Genomic DNA, 18,533 nt, shown 5'->3' on the forward strand with positions numbered 1-18,533 from the left:
TCTTAACAAGACGCATACTCAGCGCTGAACCCGGTCCGGGGTACCCGGACCGGGTTTCTGTGCGTGCTCGGGCACCGCGCGACACGGTGGGCGGGCCGGAGCCCGCCCACCGTGTCGGATCAGACCGCGTAGTCGCCGACCAGCTCCGCGCCGGTCGTGTGCTCGCCGCGCTCGGTGATCTCGCCGGCGACCCAGGACTCGACGCCCCGGTCCCGCAGGGTCGCCAGGGCGACGTCCACGGACTCGGCCGGCACGACGGCCATCATGCCGACGCCCATGTTCAGGGTCTTCTCCAGCTCCAGCCGCTCGACCCGTCCGGCCTTGCCGACCAGGTCGAAGATCGCGCCCGGGGTCCAGGTCGACCGGTCGACCGTGGCGTGCAGCCCGTCCGGGATCACTCGGGCCAGGTTGGCGGCGAGGCCGCCACCGGTGATGTGGCTGAACGCGTGCACCTCGGCGGTCCGGGTGAGCGCCAGGCAGTCCAGCGAGTAGATCTTGGTGGGCTCGAGGAGCTCCTCGCCCAGGGTCCGGCCGAGCTCCTCGACACGCTGGTCGAGGGTCATGCCGGCGCGGTCGAAGACCACGTGCCGGACGAGCGAGTACCCGTTGGAGTGAAGGCCGGAGGACTCCATCGCGATCACGGCGTCACCCGTACGGATGCGATCCGGGCCGAGCAGACGGTCCGCCTCCACCACGCCCGTACCGGCGCCGGCGACATCGAAGTCGTCGGGGCCCAGCAGGCCGGGGTGCTCGGCGGTCTCGCCGCCGACCAGGGCGCAGCCGGCCAGGACGCAGCCCTCGGCGATGCCCTTGACGATCGAGGCGACCCGCTCGGGGTGGACCTTGCCGACACAGATGTAGTCGGTCATGAAGAGCGGCTCGGCGCCGCAGACGACGATGTCGTCCATGACCATCGCGACCAGGTCGTGGCCGATGGTGTCGTACACGCCCATCTGGCGGGCGATGTCGACCTTCGTGCCCACACCGTCCGTGGCGGAGGCGAGCAGGGGACGCTCGTAGCGCTTGAAGGCGGAGGCGTCGAAGAGACCGGCGAAGCCGCCGAGGCCGCCGAGGCCCGCGACCTCCGCGCGCTGGGTCTTCTTCACCCACTTCTTCATGAGCTCGACTGCGCGGTCGCCCGCTTCGATGTCGACGCCCGCGCTCGCGTAGCTGGCGCCGCCTTCGGCACTGGGGTTCTGAGACATGGGTTCAGAGCTTTCGTGTCGTACTGCGGTGTGTGCAGCGGGGTCTTACGGGCGGCGCAGGGCGTCGGCGGCCGCGGTGGCGGCGGGGCCGGCGGCCAGCTCGGTCTCCAGCAGCTGCTTGCCGAGCAGCTCGGGGTCGGGGAGTTCCATCGGGTACTCACCGTCGAAGCAGGCCCGGCAGAGGTTCGGCTTCTGGATCGTGGTGGCCTCGATCATCCCGTCGATCGAGATGTACGAGAGCGAGTCCGCGCCGAGCGACTTGCCGATCTCGTCGACCGTCATGCCGTTGGCGATCAGCTCCGCGCGGGTGGCGAAGTCGATGCCGAAGAAGCAGGGCCACTTCACCGGCGGGGAGGAGATCCGGATGTGGACCTCGGCGGCGCCCGCCTCGCGGAGCATCCGGACGAGGGCGCGCTGGGTGTTGCCGCGGACGATCGAGTCGTCGACGACCACGAGCTTCTTCCCCTTGATGACTTCCTTCAGGGGGTTCAACTTCAGCCGGATGCCCAGCTGGCGGATGGTCTGGGAGGGCTGGATGAAGGTGCGTCCTACGTACGCGTTCTTCACCAGGCCCGCGCCGAAGGGGATGCCGCTCGCCTCGGCGTAGCCGATCGCGGCCGGGGTGCCGGACTCCGGCGTCGCTATGACGAGGTCCGCCTCGACCGGGGCCTCCTTGGCGAGGCGACGGCCCATCTCCACACGGGAGAGGTAGACGTTGCGGCCGGCGATGTCCGTGTCCGGGCGGGCCAGGTACACGTACTCGAAGACACAGCCCTTGGGCTTCGCTTCCGCGAATCGCGAGGTGCGGATGCCGTTCTCGTCGATCGCGATCATCTCGCCCGGCTCGACCTCGCGGACGAAGCTGGCGCCGCAGATGTCGAGGGCGGCGGACTCGGAGGCGACGACCCAGCCGCGCTCGAGACGGCCGAGGACCAGCGGGCGGATGCCCTGCGGGTCGCGGGCCGCGTAGAGCGTGTGCTCGTCCATGAAGACGAGGGAGAACGCCCCCCGGACCTCGGGGAGGATCTTCGCGGCGCCCTGCTCGATGGTGAGCGGCTTGCCGTCCTCGTCGACCTGGGCCGCGAGAAGCGCCGTCAGGAGGTCGGTGTCGTTGGTGGCCGCCACGCGAGTGGTCCGGCCTTCCTGCTTCGGCAGGTCGGCGACCATCTCGGCGAGCTGCGCCGTGTTCACCAGGTTGCCGTTGTGGCCGAGCGCGATGGAGCCGTGGGCGGTCGCCCGGAACGTCGGCTGCGCGTTCTCCCACACGGAGGCACCGGTGGTCGAGTAGCGGGCGTGACCGACCGCGATATGACCTTGGAGGGAACCGAGAGAGGTCTCGTCGAAGACCTGGGACACAAGGCCCATGTCCTTGAAGACGAGGATCTGGGAGCCGTTGCTGACCGCGATTCCCGCGGATTCCTGGCCCCGATGCTGGAGGGCGTAGAGCCCGAAGTACGTGAGCTTTGCGACCTCTTCACCCGGAGCCCAGACACCGAAGACGCCGCAAGCGTCCTGGGGGCCCTTCTCGCCGGGAAGCAGATCGTGATTGAGTCGACCGTCACCACGTGGCACGTCTCCGAGTGTAGGGGAGGTCGACCACTGGTCCGAATTGAGGAAACTGACAGGGTCCTCGGATGGTGTGATCGTACGAGCTGATCCACGAGGCCCCGCCGCGGAGGCGGCGAGGCGTCCGATCCCAAGGGCCAGGCGGGTTCCGGAGCCCGGGAACTCCGGGCCGATCGGCGACCTACCGGTGGGTAGGGAGGGAATCGGGGACCTCAGGTGTGACGGAGCCCTCATGAAGCCGGCCTCCGGGAGACCGTCCCAGGTGACGGAACCCCGTAGGCAGGTGCACGCGCGGGCTCCCTCCCGGAGGGCGGCATCCGAGTGCCGTCCATCCTGCGCCGGCCCGCCCGGATCGACGGCGGCCAGGTCAGCCACCTGCCCGTCTTCACCCCCGACTGGACGGCGACCCCGCTCGAGCTCGCCGGCGCCCGCCCCCACCCGGCGTACCCGCTCGACGGCACCAGTCTGGCCGGGCACCTGCTGCGGGGCGAGGAGGTCGGCGAGCGGGACCTGTTCTGGCGGGTACGGGGCGAGCGGGCGCTGCGCCGCGGCGACTGGAAGTACTACCGGGGCAAGGGCGGCCGTGACCAGCTCTTCCACCTCTCGCAGGACGTCCGCGAGCAGGCCGACCGGGCTCCGTACGAGAAGGAGCTGCTCGCCGAGTTGCGCACGGCGTGGGAGCGTACGGACGCCGGTCTGCTCCCCTACGGGAGCTAGCGGACGTCAGGGGCCGAGGGCGGTGCCATCGTGGCGGCGGGCCGGGACTACTGGGGGGCCGGGGCCTTCTCTGCCGGTGCCTTCGCGGTCGCGGAGAAGCCTTTGCCCTCGGCGTTCACCAGCGACAGGGTGCGGTGGCGCAGCTCGTACGTCGCCGAGCCGCCGAAGACCTCGTACAGCTGCGTCTCCAGGTCCATCTCCGGGCCGGAGCACATCATGCGGGTGGTGGTGATCTGGCCGAAGGTCACCGTCCGGCCCGAGATCTCCGCCGTGGTGGAGAACCTGTTGCAGCCTAGGCTGCCCCTGACCTTGCCGTCCTTGTCCATGACGAAGTGCGCCTTGCCCTCCGTGCCCTTCGGCAGGGAGGCGGTGGTGTCGCCGGCGAGGAGGGAGTCCACCTTCCAGGTGGTGCCGTTCAGGGCGGCGGGCGGAACGCTCGACAGGGTGAGGACCGTCGCGCCGCCGGGGGCGGTGAGCGTGAGCGCGTCCCCGGCGAGCTTGGCCTTGAGCTTCCCGGTGAACGCCTTGTGGAAGGCCGTCTCGAAGTCCATGGCGTCGCACGCCATCTCGGTGGACTCCCCGAGCGCGACCTCGAGGGTGTCGCCCTCGACGGCGACGGTGCCTCCGAAGTGGTTGCACCCGGAGTTGCCCTTGGCCTTGCCGGACTTGTCGATCTCGACATAGGTGCCGGCGGGGGCCGGGGTCTTCCTGCCGTCGACGGTCAGGCTGTCCACGGACCAGTGGACACCGGTGACCGGCACGTCCGGGGCGAGCGTGCCCGCGCCGGGATCCGACCCGGACTTCTCGGTGCCACAGGCGGCGAGGACCAGGAGCGAGGCCACGGCTGCGGTGGCTGCGGTGATGCGCGGCGTCTGCATGACGATGGGACGGACGGGCGGGACGGACGGTTCCGTTCGCCCCCTTCGCCCCCCGGTCGGCCGCCGACCGACGCGGCGGCCGGCCGTCAGCCCATGACCGGGAGCAGGGCGGCGAGGTCCGCCCGCTCGCCGCTCGCGCGGACCCGGGCCGCCTCCAGCTCCCGCGCCCACCGCGTCCGGCCGGTCGCCAGCCGGATCCAGGTCAGCGGGTCCGTCTCGACGACGTTGGGCGGGGTGCCCCGGGTGTGCCGGGGGCCCTCCACGCACTGGACGACCGCGAAGGGCGGGACCCGCACCTCCACCGCCCCGCCCGGGGCCTTCACGGCGAGCGCGTCGGCGAGCAGACGGGTGCAGGCGGCCAGGGCCTGCCGGTCGTACGGGACGTCCAGACCGGTCGCCGCGTTCAGGTCGTCGGTGTGGACGATCAGCTCGACGGTGCGGGTGACCAGGTGGTCGCCGAGGCGCATCACGCCGAAGCGCGTCGGCACGAGGCGCTCGTCCGGCACGCCGGCGATCCGCTCCTCGAAACGCTCCGCCGTCCGTGCGTACAGGCCGGGCAGGTCGCCCGTGTCGATCGCCCGGGTGTCCTCGTCGATCGTCGCGGCGGCGGTGGCGGTCGCCGCGGGCCAGTCGGGCAGAGCGAGTTCGAGCCTCGGCGGCTCCGGCTCCGAGAGCTTGCGCACGACCGAGCCGAGCACCATCGTGATGTGCCCCGCCAGATCCCGTACGGTCCACTCGCCCAGCCGGGTCGGCCCGTCGAGCTGCTCCGGACCGAGCGCCGCCACCGCCTCCCGCACGTGCCCGAACTGGGTGAGCACAGCGGCCCGGATCTTGGCGGAGTCGTAGCTGCGGGTGCGCTTCTTGGCCGGTGGCATGGGGGCGAGGGTAGTCGGAGACTGGAGGGGGAGGGCTTCCAGTACACCTATCCGTAGGAGAGGGGTCGGACAGCCATGGCCGAACACCCTGACAGCGCCTTGGTCCGCCGGGGCTACGAAGCGTTCTCCCAAGGAGACATGGAGACCATGCGGTCGCTGATGACCTCGGACGCCACCCATCACTCACCGGGGTCCAGTCAGATGTCCGGGCACTTCAAGGGCGCGGACAACGTCCTCGCCCACTACGGCAAGCTCATGGAACTCACCGGTGGCACCTTCCGGGTCGAGCTGAAGGGCGTGTACCCGGACGGCCGCGGCCATGTCATGGCGGTGCACAAGTGGCACGCCGACCGCGGGAACCGTGGCATCGAGATGGAAGGCGGGCTGTTCTTCACCATCGTCGGCGGCAAGATGACCGACGTGGACGAGTGCGTCGCGGACATCGACGAGTCGGACGCCTTCTGGGGGCAGGCCGACTGAGAACGGGACGGCCCCCGGTCCGAGGACCGGGGGCCGCCTCACGTACCGCCTCGGATCAGGCCAGCAGACCCGGGATCGTCGCCTCGTGCGCCGTGCGCAGCTCGCTCAGCGCGATGCTGAACTGGCCCTGCACATCGATCTCCTGGCCGTCCACGACACCGATCCGGGTCGCGGGAAGCCCCCGCGCGCCGCACATGTCGGTGAAGCGGAGTTCCTCGCTGCGCGGGACGGCGACGACCGCACGGCCGGCCGACTCGCTGAAGAGGAAGGTGAAGGCGTCCAGACCGTCCGGGACGATCAGGCGCGCGCCCGTCCCGCCGCGCAGGCAGGACTCGACGACCGCCTGGACCAGACCCCCGTCCGACAGGTCGTGCGCCGCGTCGATCATGCCGTCGCGGGAGGCGGAGATCAGGATCTCGCCGAGCAGCTTCTCCCGGTCGAGGTCCACGGCCGGCGGCATGCCGCCGAGGTGCCGGTGGATGACCTCGGACCAGGCCGAGCCGCCGAACTCCTCACGCGTGTCGCCGAGCAGGTAGAGGAGCTGGCCCTCTTCCGCGAAGGCGATCGGCGTACGGCGGTTGACGTCGTCGATCACACCGAGCACGGCCACCACCGGCGTCGGGTGGATGGCGACCTCACCGGTCTGGTTGTACAGCGACACGTTGCCGCCGGTGACCGGCGTGCCGAGCTGGAGGCAGCCGTCCGCGAGACCACGGGTGGCCTCGGCGAACTGCCACATCACGGCCGGGTCCTCGGGCGAACCGAAGTTCAGGCAGTCCGAGATCGCCAGCGGCTTGGCACCGGAGGCGGCGACATTGCGGTACGCCTCCGCCAGCGCGAGCTGCGCGCCCGTGTACGGGTCGAGCTTCGCGTAGCGTCCGTTGCCGTCGGTCGCCATCGCGACGCCGAGGTTGGTCTCCGCGTCGATCCGGACCATGCCCGCGTCCTCGGGCTGCGCGAGGACCGTGTTGCCCTGCACGAACCGGTCGTACTGGTCCGTGATCCAGGACTTCGACGCCTGGTTCGGGGAGGAGACCAGCTTCAGGACCTGGTCCTTCAGCTCCTCGCCGGTCTGCGGCCGGGGCAGCTTGTTCGCGTCGTCGGCCTGGAGCGCGTCCTGCCACTCGGGGCGGGCGTAGGGCCGGTGGTAGACCGGGCCCTCGTGCGCGACCGTGCGCGGCGGTACGTCGACGATCTGCTCGCCGTGCCAGAAGATCTCCAGGCGCTCGCCGTCGGTCACCTCACCGATGACGGTGGCGATGACGTCCCACTTCTCGCAGATCTCCAGGAAGCGGTCGACGTGCTCGGGCTCCACGATCGCGCACATGCGCTCCTGCGACTCGCTCATGAGGATCTCCTCGGGCGAGAGCGTCGCGTCACGCAGGTGGACCCGGTCGAGCTCGACGCGCATGCCGCCGGAACCGGCGCTCGCGAGTTCGCTCGTCGCGCAGGAGAGTCCGGCGCCACCCAGGTCCTGGATGCCCGCGACCAGCTTCTCCTTGAAGATCTCCAGGGTGCACTCGATGAGGAGCTTCTCCTGGAAGGGGTCGCCGACCTGGACCGCGGGGCGCTTCGTCGGCTTGGTGTCGTCGAAGGTCTCGGACGCGAGGACCGAGACGCCGCCGATGCCGTCGCCGCCGGTACGGGCGCCGTAGAGGATCACCTTGTTGCCGGGGCCGGAGGCCTTGGCGAGGTGGATGTCCTCGTGCTTCATCACGCCGATGCAGCCGGCGTTGACCAGCGGGTTGCCCTGGTAGCACTCGTCGAAGACGACCTCGCCGCCGATGTTCGGCAGGCCGAGGCAGTTGCCGTAGCCGCCGATGCCGGCGACGACACCGGGGAGCACGCGCCTGGTGTCGGGATGGTCGGCCGCGCCGAAGCGCAGCGGGTCGACGACCGCGACGGGGCGGGCGCCCATGGCGAGGATGTCGCGGACGATGCCGCCGACGCCGGTGGCCGCGCCCTGGTAGGGCTCGATGTACGACGGGTGGTTGTGCGACTCGACCTTGAAGGTGACCGCGTACCCCTGGCCGACGTCGACGACGCCCGCGTTCTCGCCGATGCCGACGAGCATGGCGTCGTTCTCGGGGGTCTTCTCGCCGAACTGCTTCAGGTGGACCTTGCTGCTCTTGTACGAGCAGTGCTCGGACCACATGACGGAGTACATGGCGAGCTCGGCGCCGGTGGGACGGCGGCCGAGGATCTCGCGGATGCGGGCGTACTCGTCCTCCTTGAGGCCGAGCTCCTTCCACGGCTGCTCGCTGTCGGGCGTCTCACCCGCGTGCTTGACGGTGTCGAGAGTCATGCGGTGACCAGCTTCTTCAGGATCGAGGTGAAGAATCCGAGGCCGTCGGTACGACCCGTACCGACCAGCGGCTCGACGGCGTGCTCGGGGTGCGGCATCAGGCCGACGACGTTGCCGGCGGCGTTGGTGATGCCCGCGATGTCACGGAGCGAGCCGTTGGGGTTCATGTCCAGGTAGCGGAACGCGACCCGGCCCTCGGCCTCCAGCTCGTCGAGCACGCGCTCGTCGGCGACGTACCGGCCGTCCATGTTCTTGAGCGGGACCTGGATCTCCTGGCCCTGCTCGTAGTCCACGGTCCACGCGGTGCCGGCGTTCTCCACCCGCAGCTTCTGGTCGCGGCAGATGAAGTGCAGGTGGTTGTTGCGCAGCATCGCGCCCGGCAGCAGATGGGCCTCGGTGAGGATCTGGAAGCCGTTGCAGATACCGAGGACGGGCATGCCCGCCTTCGCCTGCTCGATGATCGTCTCCATCACCGGCGAGAAGCGGGAGATGGCTCCGGCCCGCAGGTAGTCGCCGTAGGAGAAGCCGCCGGCCAGGACCACGGCGTCGACCTGCTTCAGGTCCTTGTCGCGGTGCCAGAGCGGGACGGGCTCGGCCCCCGCGAGGCGGGCGGCGCGCAGCGCGTCCTGGTCGTCGAGCGTTCCGGGGAACGTGACGACGCCGATGCGTGCGGTCACGACTCCACCTTCACGGTGAAGTCTTCGATCACGGTGTTGGCAAGGAAGGTTTCGGCCATCTCACGGATGCGGGCGAGGGCGGCCTCGTCGACCGGTCCCTCCACCTCCAGCTCGAAGCGCTTTCCCTGGCGGACATCGGCGATTCCGGCGAATCCCAGGCGGGGCAGTGCACGCTGCACCGCCTGCCCCTGGGGGTCGAGGATCTCCGGCTTGAGCATGACGTCGACTACGACGCGTGCCACTGGCACTCCCGGTGGTGTGTTGCGTGGGCGGTTCCCTCAGCGTACCTGCCTCCAAATTCTACGCGGGTAGAAGTCTGGAGGACCCTACAAAGGGCACCAAAGACCCTCACGAAAAATTCAAGTGAAATATTGCGCCGCCCATTGCGGTGGGACACGCTGATGCAATTGGCTGGGCTTCACAATGCGACGCCCCTCGCTGTACAAAGGAATACACAGGAAAGAAGCATTGCCCCGGGACAGCCGTAAAGCCGGTGTCGCCCCACGTCAGAGGCGTTACTCGCGCCCAGACGACACGGCGGACCGCAGGAAAGGACCGATATCCGTGGCTCAGCGTGTGGTGGTCACTCTCTCCGACGACATCGACGGCGGAGAAGCGGCGGAAACGGTGGCGTTCGGCCTGGACGGGAAGACGTACGAGATCGACCTGAATCCCGCCAATGCAAAGAAACTGCGCAAGGCCCTGGCTCCTTACCTCGCGGCCGGCCGGAAGCTGACGGGCCGGGCCGCGGCCGCCCGCGCGGGAGGGTCGCCCGCCTCCGTGGCTTCGTACAAGCACACCGCGCTGGAACCCGACCCGGCGGCGGTCCGCGCCTGGGCGCAGTCCCACAAGATGGACGTGCCCGCCCGCGGACGCATCCCCAAGCGGGTCTACGAAGCCTTCCGCGAGGCCAGTTGAGCCGGCGGGCCGACCCGCCGCCAGAAGTCGAGTTGCACTGCACCCCCGCTGATCCGCTAGAGTCTGGATCACGCCGAGGGGCGAGGCCGCAGGGCCGGACCTCACGCAGCGTGCGGGTGTAGTTCAGTAGTAGAACATCCCCCTTCCAGGGGGAAGGCGCAGTGTGCAATTCCTGTCACCCGCTCTGCATCGCATTACCGATCGCTCCGAAGGATCAGGTACAGTGGTGCTCGCACCGCCCGATGAGAGTCGGTCGGGAGCAATGCGGACGTGGCTCAGTTGGTAGAGCATCACCTTGCCAAGGTGAGGGTCGCGAGTTCGAATCTCGTCGTCCGCTCAGAGAATGAAGGCCCCGGTTCTACGGAACCGGGGCCTTTGTCGTGTGTCCCCCGGCCCGGCCGGGGCCGTTCTGACATTTGTCATGAGCAGCGATGACAGCGCGCACTGCCGACCGGCTCCGTCCGCCGGGAAGCTGAAGCCATGACCAACGTGATCGAGGCCGAGGGCCTGCGCCGGACGTACTCCGGCGGCTTCGAAGCCGTCAACGGGATCTCCTTCGCCGTCCCGCGGGGCGAGATCTTCGCCCTGCTCGGCACCAACGGGGCCGGCAAGACCTCCACCGTCGAGCTCCTGGAGGGCCTCACCGCGCCGAGCGGCGGCAGCGTCCGGGTCCTCGGCCACGACCCGTACCGGGAACGGGCCGTCGTCCGGCCCCGGATCGGCGTGATGCTTCAGGAGGGCGGCTTCCCCTCGGACCTGACCGTCGCCGAGACCGTCCGCATGTGGGCGGGCTGCACCAGCGGCGCGCGGCCGACCGCCGAGGCGCTGGACCAGGTCGGCCTCGGCTCCCGCGCCGGGGTGCGGATCAAGCAGCTCTCCGGCGGCGAGCGGCGCCGCCTCGATCTCGCGCTCGCGCTCCTCGGCCGCCCCGAGGTCCTCTTCCTGGACGAGCCGACCACCGGACTCGACGCCGAGGGCCGGCGCGACACCTGGGCGCTGGTGCGGGCCCTGCGGGACGGCGGTACGACCGTCGTCCTCACCACGCACTACCTGGAGGAGGCCGAGTCCCTGGCCGACCGGCTCGCCATCATGAACCGGGGCCGGATCGTGCTCTCGGGCACGCCCGCCGAGGTCACCGCCGCCCGGCCCGCCCGCATCCGCTTCGTCCTCCCCGAGGGCGTCACGCCCGGCCGGCTACCGCTCGGGCTGAAGGCCGCTGCGGACGGGCGGCGCGTGGAGGTCCGTACGCACGAACTCCAGGACGCGCTCGGCGAACTGCTCACCTGGGCCGCCGAGGCCGGCGTACGGCTGGAAGGGCTCGACGCCCGCTCGGCCTCCCTCGAGGAGGCGTTCCTGGAGATCGCCTCCCGTACCGACGACCTCCGTGCCGACGACCCCCGTACCGACGACACGCTGGAGACCGCCCGATGAACGCGACCGCACGCCGGATGGGCTCGCTGGGGCGGGCCGAACTCACCCTCCTCGGGCGGAACAAGAACAACCTCTTCATCGCCCTCCTGATGCCGCTGCTGATGATCTTCGTGCTGCGGTCCTCGCTCGCGCAGATGGGCCCGGACGAGCTGCCCCTGGGCATGGCGGGTGCCACCCTCATCGGCGGGACCGGCATGGTCCTCGTCCTCGTGGTCTACATGGGGCTGGTGTCGGCACTCGTGGCCCGGCGCGAGGAACTGGTCCTCAAGCGGCTCCGTACCGGCGAGGCGAGGGACCTGGAGATCCTGGCCGGCGCCGCGCTCCCCTCCGGGGCCATCGCCCTGGTCCAGTGCGCCGTGCTGACCGTCGGCGGCGCCGTCGCCCTCGACGTACCCGCGCCGCGCCGGCCCGACCTGCTCGTGCTCGGACTGCTCGCCGCCGTCGTCCTGCTCGCCGGGCTGGCCGCCGCCACCACGGCCATCACCCGCAACGTCGAGAGCGCGGGCCTCACCACCCTCCCGTTCTTCCTCGTCTCCGCCATGGGCTCGGGACTGATGATCCCCAGCGACCTCCTGCCGGACCTCGTCGCCGACCTCTGCCGGCTGCTTCCGCTCAGCGGGGTCATGGAACTCGTCCGCGCCGGCTGGCTCGGGGTCGGCGACACGAAGGACCTGCTGACCGCCGTGCTCAACACGCTGGCCTGGGGCGTGATCACCGTGTTTGCTGTCCGTCGGTGGTTCCGCTGGGAACCGCGGCGCTAGAGAGGGGGCCCGGGCGGATGTCCAGGCTGACGGGGTGGTGGGCCCGCCGCAGCACGGCGGGCAAGATCGAGCTGTACACCCGGTGGACCTTCCACTTCTTCGTGCTGGTCGAGATCGCCTCCATCGGCGGCCTGCCCATCGGGCAGCACGGCGGCAGCCCGGTCGGTCTGCCGCTGGTGGCCGCCCTCGCCCTCTTCGTCTGCACCCATGCCGTCCTGAACGGCGTCCTCTCCTCCCGCGCCCTCGACTGGGTCCTCGACCGGCGCGAGCGGCCGGTCCGGCTCGCCGCGGTGCTGATCTCCCTCACCACCGTCGGCGCGCTCACCGTCGTCGCCCTGCGGGCCACCGGCGTCCTCGCCGACGGAGCGGTCGCCGCCGGCGTCGTCACCGGCACGATCACCTTCACCCTCGGCAGCCTGGTCATGTGCCTGAACCGGGTGCGGCACATGCTGTACGCCGCACCGCTCGCCGCCCTCGCGACCGGCACCGCCGTCGCGGCGATGGGCGTCGGGACGGGCGAGGCCCTCGGGTACGCGGTGGGCATCCTGCTCGGCGGCGGCGGGCTCGTGGGCGCATGCGGGTTCTCCGCCTGGCTGATGAAGACGGTCTGGGAGCTGGAGCGGTCAAAGGACCTGAAGGCCCGCCTCGCCGTCGCCGAGGAGCGGCTGCGCTTCGGGCGCGACCTCCACGACGTCATGGGCCGCAACCTGGCGGTCATCGCGCTCAAGAGCGAACTGGCCGTCCAGCTCGCCCGGCGCGAACGCCCGGAGGCCGTCGACCAGATGATCGAGGTGCAGCGGATCGCGCAGGAGTCCCAGCGGGAGGTCCGCGACGTGGTGCGCGGCTACCGGGAGGCGGATCTGCGGGTCGAGCTGGAGGGCGCGCGCGGCGTGCTGAGCGCGGCCGGAATCACCTGCGCCATGGACTCGGCGGACGTCGACCTGCCCGCTGAGGTGCAGTCGGCGCTCGGCTGGGTCGTCCGGGAGACCACGACGAACGTACTGCGGCACGGGGACGCCTCGCGCTGCGTGATCTCACTGCGGAAGAAGGACGGTGCGGTGCTGCTGACCGTGGAGAACGACGGCGTACGGGACGTTCCCGGCCCCCGGGTCGGCGGCTCCGGCCTCGCGGGCCTGCGCGAACGGCTGTCGGCGGTGGACGGAACCCTGGAGGCGGGACCGGGCGACGGCGGCACCTTCCTGGTGACTGCGCGCGTCCGCGTACCGGTCGGGGGAGGCGTGCTGTGACCGTCCGCGTCCTGCTCGCCGACGACGAGCACCTGATCCGGGGCGCCCTCGCCGCGCTCCTGGCCCTGGAGGACGACCTCGCCGTCGTCGCCCAGGCCGCCACCGGTCCCGAGGCGCTCGCCATGGCCCGCGCCCACCGGCCCGATGTCGCCGTCCTCGATCTGCAGATGCCCGGCCTCGACGGTGTGAGGGTCGCCACAGCCCTGCGGGACGAACTCCCCGACTGCAGGACCATGATCGTGACCAGTCACGGCCGCCCCGGGCACCTCAAGCGGGCCCTCGCGGCCGGGGTGCGGGGCTTCGTGCCCAAGACCGTCAGCGCCCAGCGGCTGGCCGAGCTCATCCGTTCCGTCCACGCCGGAAACCGTTACGTGGACCCGGAGTTGGCGGCCGACGCGATCGCCGCCGGAAACTCCCCGCTCACCGCGCGCGAGGCCGAGGTCCTGGAACTCGCGGCCGACGGTGCGCCCGTCGCGGAGATCGCCGAGCGGGCCTCGCTGTCCCAGGGAACGGTCCGGAACTACCTCTCCTCGGCCGCCGCGAAGCTCGGTGCCGAGAACCGTCACACCGCGGTGCGTCTCGCGCGGGAGAAAGGTTGGGTATAGTTGGCTCCGCGCTACGGCGCACGCGGACGTGGCTCAGTTGGTAGAGCATCACCTTGCCAAGGTGAGGGTCGCGAGTTCGAATCTCGTCGTCCGCTCCATGGAAGAAGCCCCCGGTCGCTCCGACCGGGGGCTTCTTCGTGTTCCGGGTCCCGGCGTCACGCCCAGGCGTGGCCGGTCAGCAGCTCGTACGCCTCGATGTACTTGGCGCGGGTCGCGTCCACGATCTCCTGCGGAAGCGCCGGCGGGGGCTGTTCGCTCGTGCGGTCCCAGCCGGAGGCCGGCGAGGTCAGCCAGTCACGCACGAACTGCTTGTCGTACGAGGGCTGCGCGCGGCCCGGCTCCCAGCTCGCGGCCGGCCAGAAGCGGGAGGAGTCCGGGGTCAGCACCTCGTCGGCGATGTAGAGGGCGTCGCCGCTCTCCGTGGACTCGAAGCCGAACTCGAACTTCGTGTCGGCCAGGATGATCCCGCGCTCGCGGGCGATGTCCCGGGCCCGGCTGTAGACGGCGAGGGTCGTCTGGCGCAGCATGGCGGCGGTCTCGGCGCCGACCTGGCGGGCGACCTGCTCGTAGCTCACGTTCTCGTCGTGGTCGCCGACCGCGGCCTTGGTGGCGGGCGTGAAGATCGGCGCGGGCAGCTCGGAGCCGTCGGTGAGCCCCTCGGGGAGCGCGAGGCCGCAGACGGTACGGGACGCGTTGTACTCGGCCAGACCGGAGCCGGTCAGATAGCCGCGGGCCACGCACTCGACCGGCACCATCTTCAGTGACTTGCAGACGAGGGTGCGGCCCTCCCAGTCGGCGGGGGCGCCGGCCGGGACGTCGGTGGAGATCACATGGTTGGGGACCAGGTCACTGAGCCGGTCGAACCACCACAGGGAGAGCTTGGTGAGGACCCGCCCCTTGTCGGGGATCTCGGTCGGCAGCACCCAGTCGTACGCGGACATGCGGTCGCTGGCCACCATCACGAGCTCGCCCGCCTCGTTCTGGTAGAGCTCACGCACCTTGCCCGTGTGGAGGTGGGTCAGGCCCGGGACCTGAACAGGCTCGGGCTTTTCTACGAATCCGGACACGGTTCCTCCGCGTAGGTTGATCCAGGAGCGGTCCGATTCTCTCGCACCGTGCGAGCCGCTCGGCGAGCGGCCCCTCGGACGTCCTGGTCAGTCCCTCTTACAGATCCGGTCGAGGAGATTCGCGGTGGCGCGCTGGATCCTCGGATCGACGTGGCCCGGCCGGTCCAGGGCGGGTGACCAGGCGAAGGTTCCGGAGGCGAAGACCCAGGCCCCGGACGGCGCCCGGTAGAGGGAGGTCTCCTGGTGGCGCAGTGCGCCGTCGCTGTCCTGGTAGGGCGAGTGGGCGAGCAGGATGCGGCCCTCGTGCTCGGGGAGCGCGGTGCGCGGGAAGTAGCGGTCGGCCTCCCCCGCGACCAGACCGGGGATCTCGTCCCCGTCCCCGGCCCCGGTCGCCTCCCAGAGCCAGTGCTCCGCGTTCCGTACGACCAGGGGGTGTGGCTCGGGGACCCGGCCCGCGTACTGGATGCCCAGCAGTTGCTGCTCGGGGCGGTCGATCTCGCGCCAGAGGGCGGGGCGGCCGGGACCGCGGCGCTTGCGGCAGGTGAGGAGACGGTCGGGGACCCCGGACGGGGAGGGCCCGAGCTCGACCTGCCAGTACAGGGTGTTGGCGGAGAGGAAGACCAGGGACGTGCCCTGCTCGCGGGCGAGTTCGACGGTCCGGCGCATGGGGACGGACCAGTACTCGTCGTGGCCCGGGAAGACCAGACCGCGGTAGCGCGTCGGGTCCACACGGCCGGCGTGCAGATCGCGCGTCTCGGCGTAGGCCAGGTCGTAGCCGTACCGCTCGGCCCAGCGGATGAAGTCGTACGCGTGGCCGACGTGCAGCGGCAGGCCGGCACCCGCGTAGGGGCGGTCGAAGGAGACGGTGATGGCCGCGTCCTCCTCGCCGAGGAGCCGGCCCTCCTCGTCCCAGGCGTGGTAGAGGCTCGCGCCGGTGCGGCCGTCCTCCGGGTAGAGGTTGTACGCCTGCCAGGTCACGTCCGGCAGGACGAGGAGGAGGTCGGCGGGGTGGTTGTCGCGGACGGTGAAGGGGATGTGCGAGCGGTAGCCGTCGGCAGTGGTGAGCACGGCGACGTACGCGCCGATCGACCAGAGCGACGGGACCTGCAGCCGCCAGGACTGCCACCAGTGGTGGCAGGAGACGGTCCGGTCGGCGGTGAGCGGAGCGGGCTGGACGATGCCGGAGAGGCGCGGGCTGGTGGTGATCTTGGCGGCGCCGTCGCCCGCGTAGTGCCCGATCCGGTAGATGTCGACCGAGAACTGCTGCGGTGGGTCCACCGTGATGTGGAAGTCGATCGCCTCACCGGGAGCGACGGCCCCGTTGGAGGCAAAGCCCTTGATCTGGCTGCGGACGTCGTCGGCGGTACGGGGGCCGCCGCCGCCACCCCGGGCCAGCGTCTCGTCGGCGTACCAGGGAACGACCTGCCCCGTGTCGTCGAAGTAGTTCTCCGAACCGCGCAGCCAGGGCAGTGGCCCTTGGCCGAAGGGGTCCGAGACGGCGTGGGCGAGCGCCCCCGATTCCCACCGCCTGATCTGCTCCGCCCCCATGCCGCACCCCTCCCTCGACTCCCCCGCGCGTCGTCTGCCGTTCATGAGCTGTCATGTGCTGCTGTCAGTGCCGGTCCCCAGCACATCACATAACGCACGCACTCCGTCACCGTTCGTCGCGAATTGACGTGAACGGAAGCCGGGCTTCCGGTGCCGGCGTTCTACACGAGACGGACGGGCTTCTCGGGGCGCACGCCCGTCTCGGTGAGCCAGGACCGGAGGGGCTCGGCGTCGCCCTCCTCGACGAGGGCGAGGACCCGGGCTGTGAGATCGGTGTTCCGCTCGCCGCCGACGAGGAGCGCGGGCCCGTCGAGCCAGTCGAGTCCGGGGGCGGCGCCGGCGGTGTCGACGGCGGCACAGCAGACCATCGCCGTCACATGGTCGGCCAGCAGGTCCCGTCCGGTCCGCGGCGGCTGGAGCGGGAAGAGCGGGAGCGTGTCCGCGCCCGGGGCGGCGGTGTGCGGCGCCGGTGCGGGGGCGGCGGGCCTGGCCGCCTCCTCGCGGGCGACATGGGCGGTGAGGACGGCGGCGAGCGCGTCGGCGGCCGGGTTGCGGGCGGTGGGCTCGGCGGCGTCCAGGTCGTCGGCGGTGGTGGCCTGAGGTTCGGCGGCGTCCAGGTCGTCGGCGGTGGTGGCCTGAGGTTCGGCGGCGTCCAGGTCGTCGGCGGTGGTGGCCTGAGGTTCGGCGGGGTCGGGCTCCGTCGGCTCCGGCTCGGTGGGCTGGGGCTTGGTGAGCTGGGGCTCCGTCGGCTCCGGCTCCGTCGGCTCGAGATCGGTGGCGGGTTCGGCGGCGTGAAGGCCGTCGGTGGGCGCGGGCTCCGTCGGGGGCTCCGGCCGGTCGGGAGTGGTCGACGCGTCCCTCGTCGGGGCCGAGAGGTGGGACATCACCCGGGTCAGGGTCGGGCCGTCGGCGACCGCCGAACCGGTCCCCGCACCCGCGGGGAGCACACCCAGCTCGTCGAGGACCTGGTGGAGACGGGCCGCGTCGGCGCGCCACTTACGGTCGACGACCTCTTCCGGGTACTGATCCCAGTCCACCGGGGACCAGTCGGGGCCGGACTCCGCCGGGCCGCCGTGGAAGAGGCGGGCGGCCAGCAGGGAGGCGGCCTCGTCGACGGCCCCGGGCTCTTCGAGCAGATCACAGGCCGGGCGCTCACCGAGCCGGGAGGTGAAGCCCTCGGCGAGGCGGTCCCGGCGGGACAGTTCGGTGAGGGCGGAGACCACGCCCACGTCCAGGCGCGCGGGCCAGCGGCCCATCCGCCAGGCGGGCAGCGCGACCCGTGTGAGGAGCCGGTCCCAGCCCGCGTAGGCGAGACCCACCTGCTCCTGGGCGACGATCCGGACGCCGTAGTCCACCGCCTGGGCACGCTCCGAGCCGGCCACGGCGACGCCCCGTTCCATCTCGGCGGCGTGTCCGCGGCACAGGCGCAGCAGGACCCGGGCGACGCGCCCGACGCCGTGGGCGCCGAGCCTGCTGACCGGGTCGAGCCCGCTGCGGCGGGGCGCGGCGACGGCGGCGTCGAGTCCCTGGACGAAGCGTCGGGCCGCGGCTATGTCGGGGTGCGCGGCCGGAGCCGTACCGGCGACGACCGGGGCGAGGACCGCCCGGAGCTCACCGACGCGCATCCACCACAGGAAGGGCGAACCAATGACCAGGACGGGCGCGTCGGTGGAGCGCCGGAGCCCGGTCGTCCGCCCGGGGCCGTGGGCCGGATGCGTACGGTCCTCGAGCCAGCTGTCGCAGTCCGGCGTCAGGGCTATCGCGGAGGGCGCGGGGACGCCGAGCCGGTCGGCCAGGTCCCGAACCATCCGGTAGAGATCGGGGGCCGCGGTCTCGGCGAGCTCCACGGTCGGGGTGACGGCGGGCCGGGAGCGGGCGATCACCAGCGCGACGGCCGCCGTGGCGAGCAGGACGACCAGCGCGAACACCGTGGTCACCCAGCGGGCGGCGTCCCAGCCGGGCCCAGTGAAATGGCCGGTGACCCCTCCCGCGTACAGGATCACGGCCGCGGCGGCCGGGAGCAGCGCGACGGCCAGCGCCCTGCCGCGGACCCGGAGGACCGCGAGGGCCCTGGAGCGCGCGGCGCGCGCACCCATCTCCTCGCCGACAACGGAACCGGTACCGGACACGCCGTACATCACCCCCTCCTGTCCTCGTCGGGACTGCCCGTGGCGGTGTTGGTCACTCCCCCACTGTGGCACCCGCCACTGACATCGCAATGCCGGTGGGCCAAGTGCCGGAACGCCTGCGCCG

At 71.4% G+C, this 18,533-nt stretch carries 16 protein-coding genes, 3 tRNA genes and 1 pseudogene; 10 read left to right on the plus strand and 10 right to left on the minus strand.

Translation table 11 applies throughout. The annotated features are described in order from the left end of the window. Positions 1–119: 119 nt before the first annotated feature. The gene (gene purM / locus ACZ4VW_RS11165; protein WP_467960890.1) at positions 120–1,205 is read right to left on the minus strand and encodes a phosphoribosylformylglycinamidine cyclo-ligase; all 1,086 of its coding nucleotides are present in this window, start codon (positions 1,203–1,205) and stop codon (positions 120–122) included. A 45-nt stretch (positions 1,206–1,250) separates the two neighbouring features. After that, complete coding sequence (gene purF, locus ACZ4VW_RS11170) at positions 1,251–2,777, minus strand: amidophosphoribosyltransferase (RefSeq protein WP_467960892.1); 1,527 nt, start codon at positions 2,775–2,777, stop codon at positions 1,251–1,253. A gap of 288 nt (positions 2,778–3,065) precedes the next feature. Here purF and ACZ4VW_RS11175 point away from each other — a divergent pair. Then, positions 3,066–3,488 (plus strand): annotated as a pseudogene (locus ACZ4VW_RS11175) (twin-arginine translocation pathway signal protein); the annotation flags it as partial. A gap of 47 nt (positions 3,489–3,535) precedes the next feature. On the opposite strand, the gene ACZ4VW_RS11180 reads toward ACZ4VW_RS11175, so the two are convergent. Further along, positions 3,536–4,366 (minus strand): META domain-containing protein, encoded by an 831-nt coding sequence (locus ACZ4VW_RS11180; RefSeq protein ID WP_467960894.1) that lies wholly within the window; start codon positions 4,364–4,366, stop codon positions 3,536–3,538. 86 nt (positions 4,367–4,452) lie between these two features. Beyond that, positions 4,453–5,241, minus strand: coding sequence for a maleylpyruvate isomerase family mycothiol-dependent enzyme (locus ACZ4VW_RS11185; protein WP_467960896.1), 789 nt, complete (start codon positions 5,239–5,241; stop codon positions 4,453–4,455). Positions 5,242–5,316: 75 nt separating this feature from the next. Here ACZ4VW_RS11185 and ACZ4VW_RS11190 point away from each other — a divergent pair, with 75 nt between their 5' ends. Then, positions 5,317–5,721 carry a nuclear transport factor 2 family protein gene (locus tag ACZ4VW_RS11190; protein ID WP_467960898.1) on the plus strand — a complete coding sequence of 135 codons (405 nt, stop codon included), beginning with the start codon at positions 5,317–5,319 and terminating at the stop codon, positions 5,719–5,721. Between the two features lie 55 nt (positions 5,722–5,776). Here ACZ4VW_RS11190 and purL read toward each other — a convergent pair whose 3' ends face one another. From purL to purS, 3 genes are read right to left on the minus strand one after another with little or no spacing between them, the layout of a single operon-like run. Then, positions 5,777–8,026 (minus strand): phosphoribosylformylglycinamidine synthase subunit PurL, encoded by a 2,250-nt coding sequence (gene purL, locus ACZ4VW_RS11195; protein WP_467960900.1) that lies wholly within the window; start codon positions 8,024–8,026, stop codon positions 5,777–5,779. Then, the gene (gene purQ, locus ACZ4VW_RS11200) at positions 8,023–8,703 is read right to left on the minus strand and encodes a phosphoribosylformylglycinamidine synthase subunit PurQ (RefSeq protein ID WP_467960901.1); all 681 of its coding nucleotides are present in this window, start codon (positions 8,701–8,703) and stop codon (positions 8,023–8,025) included. Before purQ ends, purL begins: the two co-directional genes overlap by 4 nt. After that, on the minus strand, positions 8,700–8,945 hold the full coding sequence (gene purS / locus ACZ4VW_RS11205; RefSeq protein ID WP_467960903.1) for a phosphoribosylformylglycinamidine synthase subunit PurS: 246 nt from the start codon (positions 8,943–8,945) through the stop codon (positions 8,700–8,702). The genes purQ and purS overlap by 4 nt, the downstream gene beginning before the upstream one ends. A 322-nt stretch (positions 8,946–9,267) precedes the next feature. On the opposite strand from purS, the gene ACZ4VW_RS11210 reads away from it, so the two are divergent. From ACZ4VW_RS11210 to ACZ4VW_RS11245, 8 genes are all read left to right on the plus strand, one after another. Then, complete coding sequence (locus ACZ4VW_RS11210; RefSeq protein ID WP_467960904.1) at positions 9,268–9,621, plus strand: histone-like nucleoid-structuring protein Lsr2; 354 nt, start codon at positions 9,268–9,270, stop codon at positions 9,619–9,621. Between the two features lie 112 nt (positions 9,622–9,733). Continuing rightward, a tRNA-Gly gene (locus ACZ4VW_RS11215) sits at positions 9,734–9,805 on the plus strand. A gap of 80 nt (positions 9,806–9,885) precedes the next feature. After that, a tRNA-Gly gene (locus ACZ4VW_RS11220) sits at positions 9,886–9,958 on the plus strand. 143 nt (positions 9,959–10,101) lie between these two features. Continuing rightward, a complete protein-coding gene (locus ACZ4VW_RS11225; protein ID WP_467960906.1) occupies positions 10,102–11,052 on the plus strand; it encodes an ABC transporter ATP-binding protein in 951 nt (316 codons plus the stop codon). Beyond that, entirely contained in the window at positions 11,049–11,813 is a 765-nt protein-coding gene (locus tag ACZ4VW_RS11230; protein ID WP_467960907.1) for an ABC transporter permease, read from the plus strand. Before ACZ4VW_RS11225 ends, ACZ4VW_RS11230 begins: the two co-directional genes overlap by 4 nt. 17 nt (positions 11,814–11,830) lie before the next feature. Continuing rightward, on the plus strand, positions 11,831–13,060 hold the full coding sequence (locus tag ACZ4VW_RS11235) for a sensor histidine kinase (RefSeq protein ID WP_467960909.1): 1,230 nt from the start codon (positions 11,831–11,833) through the stop codon (positions 13,058–13,060). Continuing rightward, positions 13,057–13,665, plus strand: a complete 609-nt coding sequence (locus ACZ4VW_RS11240) for a response regulator (protein ID WP_467960911.1) — start codon at positions 13,057–13,059, stop codon at positions 13,663–13,665. The genes ACZ4VW_RS11235 and ACZ4VW_RS11240 overlap by 4 nt, the downstream gene beginning before the upstream one ends. A 22-nt stretch (positions 13,666–13,687) precedes the next feature. Beyond that, a tRNA-Gly gene (locus ACZ4VW_RS11245) sits at positions 13,688–13,763 on the plus strand. Between the two features lie 57 nt (positions 13,764–13,820). Here ACZ4VW_RS11245 and ACZ4VW_RS11250 read toward each other — a convergent pair. From ACZ4VW_RS11250 to ACZ4VW_RS11260, 3 genes are all read right to left on the minus strand, one after another. Beyond that, a complete protein-coding gene (locus ACZ4VW_RS11250) occupies positions 13,821–14,732 on the minus strand; it encodes a phosphoribosylaminoimidazolesuccinocarboxamide synthase (protein WP_467960913.1) in 912 nt (303 codons plus the stop codon). 87 nt (positions 14,733–14,819) lie between these two features. Continuing rightward, the gene (locus ACZ4VW_RS11255) at positions 14,820–16,280 is read right to left on the minus strand and encodes a N,N-dimethylformamidase beta subunit family domain-containing protein (protein ID WP_467960915.1); all 1,461 of its coding nucleotides are present in this window, start codon (positions 16,278–16,280) and stop codon (positions 14,820–14,822) included. Between the two features lie 161 nt (positions 16,281–16,441). Further along, entirely contained in the window at positions 16,442–18,418 is a 1,977-nt protein-coding gene (locus ACZ4VW_RS11260; protein WP_467960917.1) for a M48 family metalloprotease, read from the minus strand. Between the last annotated feature and the right edge of the window lie 115 nt (positions 18,419–18,533).

This window comes from Streptomyces sp. NPDC029139 (assembly GCF_055564335.1).